This window comes from Companilactobacillus metriopterae (assembly GCF_004117915.1).
GTDB lineage: Bacteria > Bacillota > Bacilli > Lactobacillales > Lactobacillaceae > Companilactobacillus > Companilactobacillus metriopterae.
On the sequence record NZ_RSTD01000002.1, the window covers coordinates 157,869 to 175,592 of the forward strand.

A 17,724-nucleotide genomic window follows, 5' to 3' on the forward strand; every position below is an offset into this window, starting at 1 on the left:
CTTTCGGTCACACTATTTACATTATATATAATAGCATTTTTTAGGGAGTCTACTCAATTGAGTTTTATTCAAAATAGTTAAAATTTGTATTTTCTATGAAGTTTCCTTCATCAATTGAAACTGACTTTTTATTTGGATCAATTTCATTTACCTTGAACATTGATGTAATGGAATTTTCGGAGATATTGTTACTTGTTGTAGAATTTTCGACAAATACTGTTGCTCCAATGTAATTAGCATCAAATTCTTCAATCAAACTCTTCATACCAATGATAGTTCCGCCGCCCTTCATGAAATCATCCACAACTAAAACATTGGATCCTGCCTTTAAAGAACGTTTGGATAATTCCATCTTTTGAATACGGTCACTAGATCCTGAAGCATAATTGACACTAATAGTTGAACCTTCAGTGATTTTGGAATCACGTCGAACAATGACAAATGGTAAGTTAAGATAATTAGCAACGCTTTGAGCAATAGGAATACCCTTTGTGGCAACCGTCATAACAACATCAATAGAACTATCTGCATACTGCGTGGCTATCATCCTACCTATTGTTTTTAAAATTTCGGGATTGGTAAGTAAATCGGATAGATATAAATATCCTCCTGGCAATATACGATCAATTTGAGCAATTTCATTTTTTATATCGTTCAAAAATTTTTGGGACTCATCTTTTGATATACCTGGAGTGTACAGAACTCCTCCACCTGCGCCGGGTAAAGTTTCCAACATCCCTATACCTCTCATCATAAATGTTCGGCGAATAATACCAATATCTTCGGAAATTGAAGACTTAGCCGAATCATATCTTTCCACAAAATTTGATAGTGAAATCAAGGTATTAGGACGTTCCAATAGATAAAAAGTCATATCAATTAAACGTTCGCTTCTTCGTATTTTAGACATTTTTTCCCCTTAAAATTAAATATATACAATAAATTACCGTAAAAACTTAATTTTATAATGTCCCAATGTAAATTAAATAGCAAGTATTTTTGCGGAATCTTATCTAATTTTGAATAATAAAAAACATCTACCCTCAAGGTAGATGTTTTTTTATTATTCTGCTTCAGCTACTTCTGCATCGACCACTTCGTCACCTTCGAATGTAATATCGATAGATTTTGTAAGTAAGTCTGCGTAACTGTATGAAACTCTTTCAAATGAGTTTTCGTCTTGATCAAGGTTAACAACAAAAACTGAATGGAATGTTTCAGCTAAAGTACCCTTACGACGAACAACCTTCTTGCGTCCGGCTTGCGCCACCACTGTAAGGTTTTCCCCGATATGTTCATCAAGATGTGTCTTAATTGTTTGTAAAGATGTTGGCATAATGTCATTACCCCCTAGAGTACTAAGCATAACATAGTATCACAACGTTTACAATAATGTAACAAAAATCTCTATTTTTTAAATAATCTTTTAATTTCTGTTGCTAATTGTTTAAATTGTTCAATTGAAACTTGTTCTCCACGGGCATTTTCTGGAATATTACAGATTTCAAATGCCTCTTTAATTTTTTCACGACTATCATCATTACGACCCAGCCAGTTTAATAAATTGTTTGTTAAACTTTTACGCTTCTGTGCAAATGAAGACCGTACTAGTTTATCAAAAAATACAGGGTCTTCAATATCTATCTGATCTTCTGGCAGTCTCTCTAAAACAACAACAGCAGAATCAACCTTTGGACGAGGAATAAATGATTTACCACCAACAATTCTTTCTATACGAGCATTCATTTTTGTCTGAACACCAATTGTTAATGAGCCATAGTCCCTTGTTCCAGGTTTTGCAGTGATTCTCTCGGCAACTTCTTTTTGCATCATCAACACTAACGATTTAAATGAATACTGACTATTAATCAAATTAAGCATGATTGGTGTAGTGATGTAATAAGGCAAATTAGCAACTACTTTAATGGTCGTATTTTCTAACCCATGATCTTTAACAAACTGATCTAAGTTTACTTTTAAAATATCATCATGAATAATTTCAATATTGTCATAGTCACTCAATGTATCGTGCAAGATTGGAATCAAACTATCATCAATTTCAAAAGCATATACCTGCTTAGAGACCTCTGCTAACTTTTCAGTTAGAGCACCAATACCTGGGCCAATTTCAATAGCTACTTCATCAAGATTTAGTTGACTTGCATCTACAATATCATCTAGAACTTTAGGATTAGTCAAAAAGTTTTGACCTAAGCTCTTCTTAGCACGCAGCTTGTACTTGCGTAAAATTTCATTCGTTTTAATTGGATCAGAAATACTTAATTTATTTCGTGGCATCATTTTCCCTTTTTAAAGTTATTTATGGTATCTACTAACAGTCTTTTATCAACTTGAAACATATTCAATCGATTTCTAAACTGTTTGGCATTTGTTGAGCCAATATTTAGCTTATCTCCGACATAATTGCGGAGATTTTGAGAATCTTTGTCACCAGACAATCCTAAATCTGACATATCAACAATTGTATATGGTTCAAAATCATCATTTGATATCTCATAGACATTTTCCAAGGCTAATTCAATATCATGATTACTTGCATGCTCAATACCTAAGCTATTGTGATTGCTAGTTTTGGGAGCTGCTGAAGCTCTCGTTAAAAATGCTTGTTTCGCATCTGGCACTTCTTTCATCAAAAGAGTACGCAACCTATTGCCATTAAAATCAGGGTCGGTGAAGATAATGACTCCTCTGGTTTTTTGAGCTAACTTTATTTGCTGAATGGTGCGATCATCTAATGCTGACCCCACTGTCTCAATGGTATCTACATCCCCTAAACAGTCTTTGAGACGATTAGTATCTGACTTTCCTTCAACTACAATAATTTCTTTTATCTTTTTTACCATACTATCTTATCTTGTATACCTTATGAGCGTTGTTATATGTTGCCTGTGCTACTTCTGTTGGACCAATATCTTTATATCCAGCAATAGCTTCTACAACGTAGCGAGTATACGCTGGTTCGTTTTGACGTCCACGATATGGTTCTGGTGATAGATATGGTGCATCCGTTTCAACAAGCATTCTACCTAGAGGAGTATTCTTAACTGACTCATGTACTTCTTTTGTATTTTTGAAAGTAGAAACTCCACTATAAGAAATCCACAATCCTAAATCTAAGAATTTATTCAGCCAGTCAACATCCCCATTGAAACTATGCAAAATAATATCCATACCTGAAATATTTTCGTTACTTAAAATTTCATACATATCATCAAATGCATCACGGCAATGGATACTTACCGTCATATCATACTGACGAGCTACAGATAATTGCTTAATGAAAACTTCTTTTTGAATTTCATGATTGGGATTTTCTGGCCAATGATAATCCAATCCAATTTCACCAATACCTACAACCTCAGGAAGCTTGATTTGGTTAATCAACTGATCTTCATTATATTTGTCAGCAAATTCTGGATGCCAACCAATGACTGCATATAATTGCTTATAATTTTGAGCTAGGCGAATTGCTTCGATATTGAATTCTTCATTAGAACCAATAATTGTCATTTCATCTACATCTAATTCTGCTGCACGAGAAATATATTCTTTTGCCTTACCTGCAAAAGCTTCATCATTTAAATGTGTATGAGTATCAAAAATTTTCATTAGCCTATAACTGCTCCATTTTGGTGAGAATCATCAACGATTGCAAGCTTGACTTCATCTCCTAGTTCTGATGAAAGTAACATTCCATTACTCCACTCTCCGACCATCTTACGTGGTTTCAAGTTAACTACTGCAAGAATTTTCTTACCGATTAATTCTTTATAATCTGGATAGAATTTGTGCATACCTGAAAGAATTTGGCGATCAACTCCTGAACCATCATCTAATCTAAATTGAAGCAATTTGTCAGATTTTTCAACAGGTTTTACATCTAAAACTTCAGTAACTATGATTTTTACTTTAGCAAAATCATCAAATTCGATTTCTTTAGGGAATTCGTCATCAGTTTCTTCTTGCTTAGACTTATTTTGGGCAGACTTACTTAGCTTACCAGCACCATTTTTAGCTTTTTCTTCTGCCATTTTTTCCTTGATATAGTTAACTTCCTCTTCAGTATCAAGTCTTGGGAAAATAGGTTCTGGTTTAGAAGTTACTGTCTTACCAACAACTGTATCTCCAAATTCAAAACTATTATCAGAGTCAATTGATAATCCTAATTGCTCAAATATTTTTGCAGGTGCTTGTGTCATTACAGGTGCAATTAATAAAGCAACTAAACGTAAAGTTTCTGCTAGATGGCCTAGAACAGATTGTAGTTCTTCTTTCTTAGATTCATCTTTTGCTAAAACCCAAGGTTGTGTCTCATCAATATATTTATTTGCACGACTAATTAAACTCCAGACACTTGCTAGTGCATCTGGAAATTGGAATTTATCCATTTGATCACGATAAGTAGTTATTGTTTCTGCATACTTGTCTTCTAAGGACTTATCGTATTCTGAAATTGTTTTTACTGATAGAATTTTTCCATCATCGTATTTATTAATCATTGAAACCGTACGATTTAGAAGATTTCCCAAATCATTTGCCAAATCATAATTGACTTTATCAACGAAATCTTCTGGTGTGAACATTCCATCATTACCAAATGGCATTGCGCGCATTAAGTAATATCTAAGTGCATCTAATCCATAACGTTCAACTAGCATTTCAGGGTAAACAACATTCCCCTTAGATTTAGACATTTTACCGTCTTTCATCAATAACCATCCATGACCAAAGATTTGCTTTGGAAGTGGTAAGTCAAGAGCCATAAGAATTATTGGCCAATAAATAGTATGGAAACGCACAATTTCTTTACCTACAAAATGAACATCGGCAGGCCAATATTTATTGAACAATGTTTCATCATCACTACCGTATCCCAGGGCAGTAATATAGTTCATCAAGGCATCAATCCAAACGTAAACAACATGTTTGGGATCACTCTTTATAGGAATTCCCCAATCAAAAGAAGTTCTAGAAATAGCAAGATCTTCTAGACCAGGTTTGATGAAATTGTTAATCATCTCATTTTTACGTATTTCTGGTTGAATGAAAGTTGGATTGTCTTCGTAATATTTCAATAAACGATCAGCGTATTTGCTCATCTTGAAGAAATATGATGGTTCACTAACTAGTTCAACTTCATGACCTGACGGAGCTTTACCACCGATTACCTTGCCGTTTTCATCACGATATACTTCTTCAAGTTGTGATTCAGTAAAATATTCTTCGTCATCAACTGAATACCAACCAAAGTATTCTCCAAGATAGATATCACCTTGATCAATCAATTGCTCAACTATTTTTTGCATAGCATCAACGTGATATTGATCTGTTGTACGGATAAATTTGTCATTTGAGATTTCCAAAAGTTTCCATAGATCTTTAATTTGAGTAGCCATCATATCTACATATTCTTTAGGCTTCATGTTTAACTTTTCAGCCTTTTCTTCAATCTTCAATCCATGTTCATCAGTACCAGTCAAAAAGAATACGTCATATCCTTCTTGGCGTTTGTAACGTGCTAATGTATCTGCAGCGATAGTTGTATAAGAATTACCAATCGTTAATCTTCCAGATGGATAATAGATTGGTGTTGTTACGTAAAATGTATTTTTTTCAGACATTTAGCTTGCCTCCATTGGGGTTTAAATCGTTATTTAGTATAGCATAATCACCGGTCTATCTTATAAGATAATCAATTCCGTTACCTTCAAAAACATCTTTAACTGTACGACTATAATAAACTTGATAGAATTCAGGTTTTACTAGTTTTGGATCAATATTTAGAGTAGCTACAGACTGTTCATCTTTTGTTCCTATCAAGACAAAACCATCTTTTCCAGTAGCTCTATTTTTAAATACGGAATGCTTTATTTGATAATTTTGGTTCAAATTTAACCTTAACTGACGTTCTGAAACAATCGGAGTAATATTCAAAAAATCATGGTAATTCATACCTTCATAGCCAGCATTAGTAATGTAATTATCATACATATCTAATGTATTAATTAATGTTCTACGAAACTCGGTAGGCTTAGATAAATCACTAGATTCTATTTCCTTCAGCATTTCGGCAACAATACCATAGACCTCTGGCATATCCTGTTTCCACTGCTCGTCACGGCTATGTTGAGAAAAAATCATGCCATCTAACATAATCAAAATTTGATAAAAGTGTAAATTATTCTCATCTAAATCAACATTAGGATGTAGTGCTTTCTCAATCCCCTGTAGATATAGATCTTTTATTTCGTCAGTTAATGTACCATCTTCCAATTGATCTTGGATAACTTGGACATGTTCCAAACTTTCAAAAATCGAGTTTGCTGTTGATAATATACGTCCGTCCAGTCCTTGATTACCGCTTGTTACAGCATTACTAACTGAAGGTTCATCAGATATTTCCAACATTATATGATGTAGCTCATGTGAAAGAACGAACTCAAAGTATTTTTCATTTTTAACAGTTATGTTAATTTCAGAATCTGTAGTTTGATGAATTGCTTGATCCAATGTGATAAATTCAAATTCTTGAAAATCATTTGATATATTTATTTTTTTATTAGATTGTTGTTCAATCGCTTCGATTTGATCTAAAATATTCTTAGATAGGTTTTTGTTATTCATCTTTATACCTCAATTTTAAAGGAGTCTTTATTATGAAAGTAAACGTCCCATTGGAAAATGGTTACTTACCTGATTTATATGGAAAATACAGTTCAAAAATGAAAAACGAGAAACCCGTAGTAAGTTTCCCGATTGAATTTCTCGATATTCCTGAAAACACTCAAAGTGTCGCTTTAGTTTTCTCTGATCCTGATTCAATTCCAGTCTGTGGATTCGAATGGATTCATTGGACCGTTGCTAATTTAGATCCTAATATTTCTTCGTTAAAAGAAAATGCTAGCCAAGAAGATTCATCTCTTATCCAAGGAAAGAACAGTTCTGCTTCTCCGTTAATTTCTAACGGTGATGAACCATTCACAGAAGGATACAACGGTCCTATGCCACCTGATAAGGATCACAACTATGTACTAAAAGTTTATGCTTTAGATGAAAAGCTTGATATAAAACAAGGTTTTTGGCTAAACAAACTTATAAACAAATCTCGTGATCATATCATAGATTCTTCTGAATTAGTTTTATTGAGTAGAGCCTAATTCTTATTATTCTTTTGGAAATAATTAAAAACATATCCTTCGCGAACACCGAAATTAGAAAATCTGATTTCTTTCGCGGGGGATTTTTTTAGTATTTCAGAAATAATTAACATACCACCCAAAATGACCTCATAACGTCCATCGCTCAATTCGCGAATATGGCTACGTTCATCCTCAGAGATATGCAGAAATCTATTAAATAAGTCATTTATTTGTTGCTCAGTAATTATAGAGTTATGCAGGCTTTTTTTCTTCTTACCTTCTCTATTTAAAATACTTGCAACAGCACGCATAGTACCACCTAAACCAATAAAATTATTTGAATTTACCATCCAAGAAAATTCACTGATTCTATCTGCTATGTCTTTTTTCGCCTTATCTAGATCCTTATTAGATATTGGATCATGGCTCAAATACATATCTGAGATCGAGATTGCACCAATCGGGATACTTACTGCATGCTTTAATTGGTTTTTTACAGACAAACTAATCTCGGTACTTCCACCACCAACATCGACAATCAAAGCATCACTATTGCGCATGGTACTTCGTACAGCAACGTAATCGTAATATGCTTCTTCTTTTTCATCAATAATTGATAGTTGGAGACCTGTTTCTTTTTGAACAGCATAAACAAGCTGTTCTTGATTTTTTGCAAGTCTCACAGCTGCAGTGGCTATCAGGCTTGTCTTATCTACATCAAAATTTCTAATTCTATACTGAAATTGTTTCAGAACATCTACAGTCTCTGCAATTTGATCATTCGTTAATAATCTACTCTGTGCAATTGATTTCCCCAATCGAACAGGTTCACGCCATCGATCCAAAGTCTTGAATCGATTTTTTTTAGAAGACTTGTATACTGATGTTCTGATAGAGTTAGATCCAATTTCGATTACCGCTAACTTCATATAATCACATCCTATTAATTACATTATATAAAAAAAATGGTCTACTGAGTAGACCATTTAGTAAATAATCAAGACAGTAGATCCATTTTTAGTTGTTTTTTCTTATTAAAGAACTCTTTGTAGGCGAGATAGCATGACACTATTGATCCAATACTTGTAGCAGACAATAACATGAAAGTTACCATAATCTGATATTTGATGGCTTTTTCTGGATCAACTCCAGCAAATATCAAGCCTGACATCATTCCTGGTAAACTTACCAATCCCAAAGTTTTGATTGAATCAATTGTTGGTTGCATACCACTCTTGATACTTCCTCTTAAAATATCCAGTGATGCTAATTTAACATCTGCACCTAGAGCAAGTTTTTCCAAAACATGTTGTTGGTGGTCTGTAAATGTTTGCTTCATATTTCTAAAACTCAAACCAATTGCCACCATTGTGTTACTTGCAATCATTCCTGTTACAGTAACTACTTGTTGGGGAATAAATTGAATAGATCCTGTCCAAATTAATGTACCTAGGGTTACCGAGGTACTTACAAAAATTGCTAACAATGAATACTCAAATGCGTGAGGGATACCATTTCCTCTTTTTCCTGCATTATATGACGCATTCAAAATGATAATCACAAAAAACGCTAAGGTTAACCAAAGGTTATTTACCTTTATGATGTGTTTTAAAACATAACCAACAACGGATAGTTGAATTATTGCGCGCACAACGCCAATAATAATATCTTTATCAATTCCCAACTTTTCTTTGTATCCAATCACCAAAGCAACTATGACCAGGACAAATCCTAGTGCTAATGTCGAATTAGATACTGATAGTGTGTCATGCATTTTCTATCTTACCTCCCACAATATTTATAATTTTTTTAGCTTCCTCAATTTCAGATTCATCATGAGTAATTTGTAAAACAGTGACTTTATAATCCTTATTAAATTGATTGATTAAGTTATGAACAATTTGCTTATTATCTGTATCAAGTCCTGCCGTTACTTCATCCAAGATAATTACTTCCGGAGTAAATAAAAGATTTCTTAGTAGTGCAACACGCTGACGTTCACCACCAGAAACTTCAGTTACACTTTTTTCTAAATATGACTCATCTAAATTAACTAATTTGAGATAATCAATTATTTTTTCAGTGTCTACTTTTTCATTTCTCAATTCAAAAGGAAACTCTAAGTTGTCTCTGACAGTTTTGCCAAATAAATTAGGTTGTTGAAAAGCATATGAAACCTTCTTACGATATTCCGTAGGATCGTAATCATCCATATTTTTTCCTTCAAAAATAATTTCCCCTGATGTAGGAGAAATCATATCTGAAATTAATTTCATTAGAGTACTTTTACCACTTCCAGAAGGACCTATGAATGTCAGATAATCACCTTTAGATATTTTTAAACTTACATTGTCGATAATAGTGTTGCTATCTACCTGATAAACCAAGTTATTTATTTCAATGATATTCAAAATATTTCCCTCCAATTTATAATTATTTTACACTACAAAAAAATAAACCCCTAGCCATTTAGGCTAAGGGTTTATTTTTATTTACTTCTAATTGTTTTTAGTGCTTGTTTTAAAGCTGAGGCTTGATATTGTGCTTGAGCATCTGAGATAACCTGCTTTTGTTGATCAGGTGTCATAGATGGATTAGCTTGCATAGCCTTTGCTAATGCGGCTTTAACATATGCCTCACCTTGTTCTTTGCTTTGAGCTTGAACTTCTTTACTTCCCATCATCTTTTGAAGCTGTTTTGCTTCATCTGTGGACATAGTTGCCCAAGATTTATCGATATAGAAAGTATTTGTTTGTTTAACGAATTCATTGTCGTTATTGGCAATTCCGAATAGTAATTTGTAGAAATCATTTTTATAAACCCAGTGTGTTGTCTTTTTAGTCAACTTAGGATTTTCATAAGTACCATATTTAACTTTGTTAGTTACGTTAACGTCTACTTTAGTATGAGATGTGTCTTTAGAATGTTTATCCTTACTTGTTTTATAGACGTAAACATTTTCTTTACCACTAGTACCAACTTGTTTGTAAATCAAAACATTCATACCTGATTGAACTGGATGAATATCTTCAGTAGTACTTGTAGTTTTTTGTTCCATACCAAAATGGCTATATTCATTAGCAACCAGCAATGAAAGTGATCCAATTAGAACAAGAATAAATAAACTAGCAACTGAATAACCAACTTTTTTATTCTTTACATAAACTGCAAAATAATATGATATTAAAACACTGGCAAGTATTATAACCAAAACCATTACATATCACCTGCCATTTCTTCTTTATTTAAATCTTTTACATTTACATCTTGAGTAGAAACATTTTTTAAATCTTTGTTTCTCTTAATCATAAATGAAATTAGTAATCCAATAACACAGAATAGAATTGCCACAGCAAATGCTGCGTGATAACCACTTAAAGTTGCATCGAAGAATTTATCCTTATATTGTAATGGATTTGCTTTAAGAATTGATTTTGCTGGAGATTGATTACTTGTTACGTTTGTTAGAACACTGACCAAGATAGCAGTTCCCATTGAACTAAATACTTGTCGAACAGTATTATTAACAGCAGTACCATGAGACATCAATTCTACTGGTAAAGCGTTCATACCTTCTGTAGTTGTAGGCATCATTACCATTGAAATACCAAACATACGAATCATATATAGGAAGATAATATCCACAACAGGTGTGTTCTTAGTTAAGAATAAGAAAGGTATTGTACCAACAGTTAAGAAGAACATACCCATTCTCGCAAGATCTTTAGCACCATACTTATCAAATGCACGTCCTGTAATTGGACTCATGATACCAATCATCAAAGCACCTGGTAATAGAGTAAGTCCTGAATGGAAAGCAGACATCCCTCTAACAATTTGTAAGTAAAGTGGAAGAATCATTTCTACCCCAACCATCGCCATATTGGTAACTGATGATAGAGCAGCAGCGATAGCAAATCTTCTTTCCTTGAAAACACGTAATTCCAAGAATGGATTATCCATTCTCAATTGACGAATTCCAAATATAACAATCAGAATTACACCAACAGCAATCCCTGTGATAACGACTGATGAACCCCAACCTTTATCACCAACAGATGAGAATCCATATAGCAATGATCCAAATCCTGCTGAAGATAGAATTAGTGAAAGAATATCTAATTTTGATTTGCGTAAAGTAATAACTGGGCGCATTAAGAAAATAGCACCAATTAATACCAAAACAACGATAGGAATAATCATACCGAACAATACACGCCATTGATAAGTATCAATGATCCAACCTGAAAGTGTAGGTCCAATAGCTGGAGCCAATCCAATAACTAGACCACCCAATCCCATGGCAGAACCACGTTGACTTGCTGGGAATATTGAAAGCATTGTAATTTGCATAAGTGGCATTGTAATACCAACACCGACCGCTTGAATTAATCTACCTGCTAAGATTGTTCCAAAGTTTGGAGCTACAAAACATGCAATTGTACCAATTAAGAAAATTGTCATTGCTGTAATGTATAGTTTTTTCGAACTAATATTTGAACTTAACCAGCCAGTAACCGGAATCATAACCCCGTTGACCATTAGGAATCCTGTAGTCAACCATTGTACTGACGATGTTGTTACGTCAAACTCTTTCATCAATGTAGGGAATGCAGTTGTTAACAAAGTACTATTTAAAACTGTACAGAATGTACCGATAAGTAAAATTAGAACCATCAAGGTTCTATTGTATGACTTACCATTTATATCAACGTTTTCGTTGCTAGCCATTGTGTTGCCTTCTTTCTATATTTGTAAATTACTTATCATCGGAGAATTTATTAAAATCAAAATTGTTATAAACTTTAGCAAGAATTTTTTCCAATTGATCAGATTCTTCTTCAGTAATATTTTTGTAAATCATCTCATTAATTTCACTCAGTGAAGAATTAATTTCGTTTACAAAATCTTCTCCCGAATCAGTTATACTAACAATTTTTTTTCTTCGATTATTTGGATCTACAGCTCTAGAAACATATTTAAGATGTTCTAGTTTCTTCATAGATCTAGCGACCGATGCGCGATCAAGCATAGTTGTTTCCACAAGTTGATCTTGACCATAGCCAGGATGCTTACTTAAAATCTGCATGATACCTGCATCTACAGCATTAAGATCAGTATCCTTCAAAAAATTATTAACAACTCGTTTTTTTAATAACATGAATCTCATGGTAAAACCAAATAAAGTATAATCGTCTCTCATAATTCTCCTTCATAAGTTGATATGTAATTTGGCATAAAAAATATGCTATACCCAACTGTTGAAAAAATCAATAGTTAAATACAGCATATTTTTTAAGAAAACGTTTTATATTTTGAAATTATTTAAAATAGTTAATTCCGATAGCATCTCGAACTTCTTGTAAAGTTTGATTTGCAACGTCATTAGCTCTTTGACTACCTTGTTTTAGTATTTCGTATACAGCTGGGATATCTTTTGCATATTCTTCACGTCTTTCACGAATTGGTGTCAAAACTTCTTGAAGAACTTCATTTAGATATCTCTTAACCTTAACATCTCCCAAACCACCGGCTTGATATTGAGCCTTTAACTCAGCAATTTTTTCAGTATCAGTACCGAAAGCATCAAGATATGTAAATACCGTGTTACCTTCTATTTGACCAGGATCTTCCACACGAATATGGTTTGGATCTGTGTACATTGACATAACTTTCTTGGTAACTTCTTCTTCTGAGTCTGATAGATAAATACAGTTACCAAGTGATTTACTCATCTTGGCATTGCCATCAATACCTGGTAATCTTCCTTGTCCTTTAGGAGGGAATACTCCTTCTGGTTCAACCAGAGCATCAGTTTCATAAATACGATTAAATGATCGAACGATTTCACGAGTTTGTTCCAACATAGGTTCTTGATCATCGCCAACTGGTACAGTATCAGCTTTGAAAGCAGTAATATCAGCTGCTTGAGAAACTGGATATGTTAAGAATCCTGCAGGAATACTTTGACCAAATTCTTTTTGCTTAATTTCACTCTTAACAGTAGGATTTCTTTCAAGTCTTGCAAGTGAAACAAGATCCAAATAATACATAGTCAATTCATTCAACGCACTAATTTGTGATTGCACAAGAATAGTAGATTTTGCTGGATCAATTCCCACAGCTAGATAATCTAGTGCAACTTCAATCAATGAATTACGGATTTTTTCAGGATTGCGGGCATTATCTGTCAATGCTTGCATATCAGCAATCATAATATAAACATCATAGTTTCCTTCGTTTTGAAGTTTAACTCTGTTTTTTAGTGATCCTAGATAATGTCCAATATGTAACTTTCCAGTTGGTCTGTCACCTGTCAAAATTATTTTTTTAGCCATATTTTCCTCCTAATTATTAAAACAAAAAACGCCCTATTGAAATATTCAATAGGACGCTTGCACGTGGTACCACCTTAATTGTAAATGCGTTGCATTTACCACTCAATAGTTATAAGGTTACTACCCATACCCATTTCCTAAAACAAGGTTGGTAACTTTCTCAGCCAAGAAGCTACTCTCTCAATTCAACTACTTGAATTAGTACTTAAAAATGCTATGCTTTAATATACTTAATTTCTTTAAATATTAATGTACCAGACATATTTTGTCAACGGAAGGAGCAATCATGGCAGAGTTTGAAACAAAAAAAGAGGAACAAAAACGAATCCTTGAGATTGCTCAAATAATTGATGAGCAAATCGTCAATACCGAAGAAAACATTGAAGCTGCTCATCAAGAAACCAGTAAGATCGAAAGAAATTACGGCGAAAATACTAGTGTTAATACATTAGAAATTGATGACCAGATGGAAACTAATGCCAGTGTCCAACAACAAAAACAACTAGTTTACATGGCAGTTGAAAATGAAAATATTCTTCAATCTAATCTAACAAAACTACACAATTTGGTAGGTTCTCCCTATTTTGGAAGAATCGATATCATCGAAGATGGTGAAAAAGATACACTTTATATTGGGACATCTACATTGCAAGATGAAAATGGTGATTTCTTAATTTACGATTGGCGCGCCCCTGTTTCTGGTATCTACTACAACGGTACTCTGGGACACGTAAAATATCCCACACCTAATGGACAGGCAGACGTTGAATTAACTAAAAAGAGACAATTTCAAATAGTTAAAAATGAGCTCCTCAATATGTTTGATACAAACGAAACCGTTGGAGACGAAATACTTCAGTCTGTTCTTGACGAATACAGTGATGAATATTTAAAAAATATCGTAGCAACAATTCAGCAAGAACAGAATACAATTATTCGCGATACTTCATCTGACGTATTGCTAGTGCAAGGAGTTGCCGGTAGTGGTAAGACTTCGGCTATTCTACAACGAGTAGCCTATCTCTTGTACCATAGTCGTGAGACCATGCAGGCTGACAACATTATTTTATTTTCTCCTAATAAACTCTTTAGTAACTATATTTCTGAGGTATTGCCTAGTTTGGGTGAAAGAAATATGCGACAAGTTACACTAGGAGAATTCATCTCACTACGTCTGCAAGGTGTCCATGTTGAGACACTATTTGAACGTTATGAAAAAGACGAGCAAAACTTACCACAATCAACGATAGACATGCGAGTACTAAAAGAAAGTTCAGACTTTTTGGCTACTTTAGATGATATAGAAAAACAGAATAAAGATCATACTTTAGCTTTTGATAATGTGATTTTTGAAGGAAAACCATTTTTTACTGCCGAAGAAATATCAGCTATCTATGACAAGCAGAATAAAGCCTACAGTGTCGCCGATAGATTTTTGAAAACCAAGAATACTCTCATCAAGATGTTACAAAGAAAAATACATCTTGATCGTGATCTTGATTGGGTACAACAAGAAATCGACAATCTTTCTGATGAAGATTTCCAACAGATTATTACTGATAATAAAATCGAAGAATCCAACAATCAAAGATCCATTATTGCAGAAATATTTTTGAAAGATCGTTACGCACCAATCTACAACGCCATTATTAATAATTATTTCTTAAATCCTTATCGTGAATATATTTATCTACTAAACAATTATCAACAAGACATCATTGATGACTCAATTTGGGAAACAATGATAGAGTCCATCGATGACAACATTGAGTCACACCAAATAACACTTAGTGATTCGATCGCAATTCTTTATTTACGAGACTCAATTACAAGTGGTGGTATCAATCAAGGAATTCAACATATCTTCATTGACGAGGTACAAGACTATACTTCTGCACAACTAAAATACATTCAACACGCATTCCCTAACGCTAAACTCACGTTACTTGGTGATAAAGCACAGGATGTTTTGACTAGTACTTATAAGCATAGTGATATCGTGGAATCTGTGAATCATCTATTTGAGAATAAAAAAATAACTACAATCACCCTTAACCAAAGCTATCGTTCAACTAAAGAAATCACTGATTTTGCAAAAGATATTTTGACTGATGGCACTGAAATCCGTTCTTTCTCTAGAAGTGGCGAATTACCGGAAACATTAGAACTAGACAAGAATAACTACTACTCAGAATTAAAATCTAGTGCTCGTGAACTAGTAAAAAAATATGGAACAGTTGCTATAATCACAAAGAATCAAGCACAAGCAGAACAAGTCTTTGTCCATTTTAGTGATGAAACAGCCATTTCGTTGATCGATTCAGATATTAGAACTCTAAAAAAAGGTATCTTAATCCTGCCTGTTTACCTTGCTAAAGGGTTGGAGTTTGATGCTGTTCTTGTTCACGATGCATCACAAGATAACTATCCTGATGATCGATCTCGCGATGTTTTGTATACAATTTGTAGCCGAGCCATGCACTACTTAAAAGTTTTGTCTAACGGTCAAATGACTAAACTAATTAATAATAAAGAAAATAAAAAAAGTGTCTCACAATAAAGTGAGGCACTTTTTATTTATACTCAATAACAAACTTGGAACCAGAATCTTTTTTAGAATCTACTTTTATTTCTAGGGATAGCATCTCTGCAATCTGATTAGCTAAATACAATCCTAATCCTGATGAATTCATATTTTGACGACCATTTTTACCGGTAAATCCATTTTCAAAAATACGTTTGATATCTCCAGAATCTATTCCGATACCACTGTCTTCAATAACAATAAATCTTTCTTTAGACTCAGAATAAATTTTTATGGTTCCATCTTTGGGAGTATATTTGTTGGCATTGATTATTATTTGCTCCATCAAAATTTCTAACCATTTTTTATCAGTAACAATGATGGGCAAATCATGATTGTATATCAAATGTTGATTCTTATTAACGAAATCCCAAGCATTACGCTTCAAAGTTTCATCAATCAATTCATTTAAATCAACTCGCTCAATCAACAAATCATTGTTACCTTCTGATAGAGAAATATATCCTAAAATAGCTGTTAGATTTTGTTGAATTTGTAGTACTTTATTTTTAGCTACTAAAATATCTTTATCAGTAGGATTGTCATCAAGAATTAGCTGCAGCCCGGTGATAGGTATTTTTATATTATGGGTCCACATTGATAAAGAGTCTTGAAACTCTTGACGTTGACTATTAATTTTATCAATTCTTGCTTGTTCTGAATTTACAGTCTTATTGAGTATATTCTGATATTCTTTTTCTACCTCTGAAGTTGCTATTGGGAGAACAACATCTTTTCGGTAGTCATTTATTTTTGATAACTTTTGAATCTTAATTATAGTGAGAATATAATTTGTGACTATTGCAATAACAAAAATTACCGTTATAACGCTCACTATATCTCTGCGGTGATCAGTAGAAATTCCGTACAAGTATAGTGATAAATCTGTCAGCGATATGAAAATTACATACCAAAACAATTGATTCTTGATAATGTTGAAAGTTTTCTTAATTGTTTTCATAGGAATCCGTTAGACGGTATCCTTTCCCACGAACCGTTTCAATGTAATTTGAAAGTTGAATAGTGTCTAATTTTTTACGCAATCTAGTCATTGTCACTTGTAAAGTATTCTCATCAATAAAGTTTGAGTTGTTCCATAAAGCACTGATGATATCTTGTTTTGTGACCAAATTATTCTGATTTTCAAACAGTTGCTTCAAGATAACTTGTTCATTACCACTAATATCAAGAGATTGATCATCATAGATAATTTGAGAATCGATTAAATTTATTTGATAATTTTTAAAAGACAAAACACTATGAGTTTTATCAAAATTATATGTTCGGCGTAACCATGATTGAATTTTAGCGATCAATACATCCATGCTAAAAGGCTTGACTATAAAGTCATCTGCTCCAGCTTCTATAGCTTTGATTGTATTCATTTTTTCTTCGGCACTTGATAGAAAAACGATTGGAATTTTTGTAAATTCACGAATCTTTCGTGTCCAAAAATAACCGTCTTCTACTGGGAGAAAAATATCCATGACAATCAAGTCAGGTTTATAATCTTCAATTTCAGTAATTATATTATTGAAATCTTTGATATAAGTCGCTGAAATACCAGACTTTTCCAGATTTTGCTTAACCTTTTGAGCAATCGTAATATCATCTTCAACAATGGTTACCCTATTCAATTAAT

At 33.2% G+C, this 17,724-nt stretch carries 18 protein-coding genes; 2 read left to right on the forward strand and 16 right to left on the reverse strand.

Features of this window, described 5'->3' with window-relative positions; translation table 11 throughout:
* Window positions 1–64: 64 nt before the first annotated feature.
* The 7 genes from purR to EKN01_RS05940 form a co-directional block, all read right to left on the reverse strand.
* Entirely contained in the window at window positions 65–910 is an 846-nt protein-coding gene (gene purR, locus EKN01_RS05910) for a pur operon repressor (protein ID WP_129045375.1), read from the reverse strand.
* Between the two features lie 153 nt (window positions 911–1,063).
* On the reverse strand, window positions 1,064–1,336 hold the full coding sequence (locus tag EKN01_RS05915; protein WP_129045376.1) for a Veg family protein: 273 nt from the start codon (window positions 1,334–1,336) through the stop codon (window positions 1,064–1,066).
* A gap of 71 nt (window positions 1,337–1,407) precedes the next feature.
* Window positions 1,408–2,298 carry a 16S rRNA (adenine(1518)-N(6)/adenine(1519)-N(6))-dimethyltransferase RsmA gene (gene rsmA, locus EKN01_RS05920; protein WP_099975257.1) on the reverse strand — a complete coding sequence of 297 codons (891 nt, stop codon included), beginning with the start codon at window positions 2,296–2,298 and terminating at the stop codon, window positions 1,408–1,410.
* The gene (gene rnmV / locus EKN01_RS05925) at window positions 2,298–2,864 is read right to left on the reverse strand and encodes a ribonuclease M5 (protein WP_129045377.1); all 567 of its coding nucleotides are present in this window, start codon (window positions 2,862–2,864) and stop codon (window positions 2,298–2,300) included. The genes rsmA and rnmV overlap by 1 nt, the downstream gene beginning before the upstream one ends.
* Window position 2,865: 1 nt before the next feature.
* Window positions 2,866–3,630: a TatD family hydrolase gene (locus EKN01_RS05930; protein ID WP_129045378.1), complete on the reverse strand. Its 765-nt coding sequence runs from the start codon at window positions 3,628–3,630 to the stop codon at window positions 2,866–2,868.
* A complete protein-coding gene (metG, locus tag EKN01_RS05935) occupies window positions 3,630–5,642 on the reverse strand; it encodes a methionine--tRNA ligase (RefSeq protein ID WP_129045379.1) in 2,013 nt (670 codons plus the stop codon). The genes EKN01_RS05930 and metG overlap by 1 nt, the downstream gene beginning before the upstream one ends.
* A gap of 55 nt (window positions 5,643–5,697) precedes the next feature.
* Window positions 5,698–6,645 (reverse strand): hypothetical protein, encoded by a 948-nt coding sequence (locus EKN01_RS05940; protein WP_241685260.1) that lies wholly within the window; start codon window positions 6,643–6,645, stop codon window positions 5,698–5,700.
* 32 nt (window positions 6,646–6,677) lie between these two features.
* Between EKN01_RS05940 and EKN01_RS05945 the strand changes: the two genes are divergently transcribed.
* Window positions 6,678–7,178, forward strand: coding sequence for a YbhB/YbcL family Raf kinase inhibitor-like protein (locus EKN01_RS05945; protein WP_129045381.1), 501 nt, complete (start codon window positions 6,678–6,680; stop codon window positions 7,176–7,178).
* On the opposite strand, the gene EKN01_RS05950 is transcribed toward EKN01_RS05945, so the two are convergent.
* From EKN01_RS05950 to trpS, 7 genes are all read right to left on the reverse strand, one after another.
* Entirely contained in the window at window positions 7,175–8,089 is a 915-nt protein-coding gene (locus EKN01_RS05950; protein ID WP_099975263.1) for a Ppx/GppA phosphatase family protein, read from the reverse strand. The two genes, EKN01_RS05945 and EKN01_RS05950, sit on opposite strands and share 4 nt — an antisense overlap.
* Before the next feature lie 68 nt (window positions 8,090–8,157).
* Window positions 8,158–8,934, reverse strand: coding sequence for an ABC transporter permease (locus tag EKN01_RS05955; RefSeq protein WP_129045382.1), 777 nt, complete (start codon window positions 8,932–8,934; stop codon window positions 8,158–8,160).
* A complete protein-coding gene (locus tag EKN01_RS05960; RefSeq protein ID WP_129045383.1) occupies window positions 8,927–9,571 on the reverse strand; it encodes an ABC transporter ATP-binding protein in 645 nt (214 codons plus the stop codon). Before EKN01_RS05960 ends, EKN01_RS05955 begins: the two co-directional genes overlap by 8 nt.
* A 77-nt stretch (window positions 9,572–9,648) precedes the next feature.
* Window positions 9,649–10,377: a DUF4811 domain-containing protein gene (locus tag EKN01_RS05965; protein WP_129045384.1), complete on the reverse strand. Its 729-nt coding sequence runs from the start codon at window positions 10,375–10,377 to the stop codon at window positions 9,649–9,651.
* Window positions 10,377–11,891, reverse strand: a complete 1,515-nt coding sequence (locus EKN01_RS05970; protein WP_129045385.1) for an MDR family MFS transporter — start codon at window positions 11,889–11,891, stop codon at window positions 10,377–10,379. The genes EKN01_RS05965 and EKN01_RS05970 overlap by 1 nt, the downstream gene beginning before the upstream one ends.
* A gap of 28 nt (window positions 11,892–11,919) precedes the next feature.
* Window positions 11,920–12,363 (reverse strand): MarR family winged helix-turn-helix transcriptional regulator, encoded by a 444-nt coding sequence (locus EKN01_RS05975; protein ID WP_129045386.1) that lies wholly within the window; start codon window positions 12,361–12,363, stop codon window positions 11,920–11,922.
* Between the two features lie 118 nt (window positions 12,364–12,481).
* Entirely contained in the window at window positions 12,482–13,498 is a 1,017-nt protein-coding gene (trpS, locus tag EKN01_RS05980) for a tryptophan--tRNA ligase (protein ID WP_129045387.1), read from the reverse strand.
* A gap of 286 nt (window positions 13,499–13,784) precedes the next feature.
* Between trpS and helD the strand changes: the two genes are divergently transcribed.
* Window positions 13,785–16,058 carry an RNA polymerase recycling motor HelD gene (gene helD, locus EKN01_RS05985; RefSeq protein ID WP_129045388.1) on the forward strand — a complete coding sequence of 758 codons (2,274 nt, stop codon included), beginning with the start codon at window positions 13,785–13,787 and terminating at the stop codon, window positions 16,056–16,058.
* A gap of 13 nt (window positions 16,059–16,071) precedes the next feature.
* Here helD and EKN01_RS05990 read toward each other — a convergent pair whose 3' ends face one another.
* Together EKN01_RS05990 and EKN01_RS05995 are read right to left on the reverse strand one after the other, a co-directional pair.
* Window positions 16,072–17,043 (reverse strand): sensor histidine kinase, encoded by a 972-nt coding sequence (locus tag EKN01_RS05990; protein WP_129045389.1) that lies wholly within the window; start codon window positions 17,041–17,043, stop codon window positions 16,072–16,074.
* The gene (locus tag EKN01_RS05995) at window positions 17,030–17,719 is read right to left on the reverse strand and encodes a response regulator transcription factor (RefSeq protein ID WP_129045390.1); all 690 of its coding nucleotides are present in this window, start codon (window positions 17,717–17,719) and stop codon (window positions 17,030–17,032) included. The genes EKN01_RS05990 and EKN01_RS05995 overlap by 14 nt, the downstream gene beginning before the upstream one ends.
* Between the last annotated feature and the right edge of the window lie 5 nt (window positions 17,720–17,724).

Bases quoted from the DNA above. Each gene is read 5' to 3' on its own strand.
- trpS (WP_129045387.1), bottom strand. From the start codon at position 13,498: ATGGCTAAAAAAATAATTTTGACAGGTGACAGACCAACTGGAAAGTTA.
- EKN01_RS05930 (WP_129045378.1), bottom strand. From the start codon at position 3,630: ATGAAAATTTTTGATACTCATACACATTTAAATGATGAAGCTTTTGCA.
- metG (WP_129045379.1), bottom strand. From the start codon at position 5,642: ATGTCTGAAAAAAATACATTTTACGTAACAACACCAATCTATTATCCA.
- EKN01_RS05955 (WP_129045382.1), bottom strand. From the start codon at position 8,934: ATGCATGACACACTATCAGTATCTAATTCGACATTAGCACTAGGATTT.
- rnmV (WP_129045377.1), bottom strand. From the start codon at position 2,864: ATGGTAAAAAAGATAAAAGAAATTATTGTAGTTGAAGGAAAGTCAGAT.
- EKN01_RS05945 (WP_129045381.1), top strand. From the start codon at position 6,678: ATGAAAGTAAACGTCCCATTGGAAAATGGTTACTTACCTGATTTATAT.
- EKN01_RS05940 (WP_241685260.1), bottom strand. From the start codon at position 6,645: ATGAATAACAAAAACCTATCTAAGAATATTTTAGATCAAATCGAAGCG.
- rsmA (WP_099975257.1), bottom strand. From the start codon at position 2,298: ATGCCACGAAATAAATTAAGTATTTCTGATCCAATTAAAACGAATGAA.
- EKN01_RS05990 (WP_129045389.1), bottom strand. From the start codon at position 17,043: ATGAAAACAATTAAGAAAACTTTCAACATTATCAAGAATCAATTGTTT.
- purR (WP_129045375.1), bottom strand. From the start codon at position 910: ATGTCTAAAATACGAAGAAGCGAACGTTTAATTGATATGACTTTTTAT.
- EKN01_RS05915 (WP_129045376.1), bottom strand. From the start codon at position 1,336: ATGCCAACATCTTTACAAACAATTAAGACACATCTTGATGAACATATC.
- EKN01_RS05950 (WP_099975263.1), bottom strand. From the start codon at position 8,089: ATGAAGTTAGCGGTAATCGAAATTGGATCTAACTCTATCAGAACATCA.
- helD (WP_129045388.1), top strand. From the start codon at position 13,785: ATGGCAGAGTTTGAAACAAAAAAAGAGGAACAAAAACGAATCCTTGAG.
- EKN01_RS05975 (WP_129045386.1), bottom strand. From the start codon at position 12,363: ATGAGAGACGATTATACTTTATTTGGTTTTACCATGAGATTCATGTTA.
- EKN01_RS05965 (WP_129045384.1), bottom strand. From the start codon at position 10,377: ATGGTTTTGGTTATAATACTTGCCAGTGTTTTAATATCATATTATTTT.
- EKN01_RS05970 (WP_129045385.1), bottom strand. From the start codon at position 11,891: ATGGCTAGCAACGAAAACGTTGATATAAATGGTAAGTCATACAATAGA.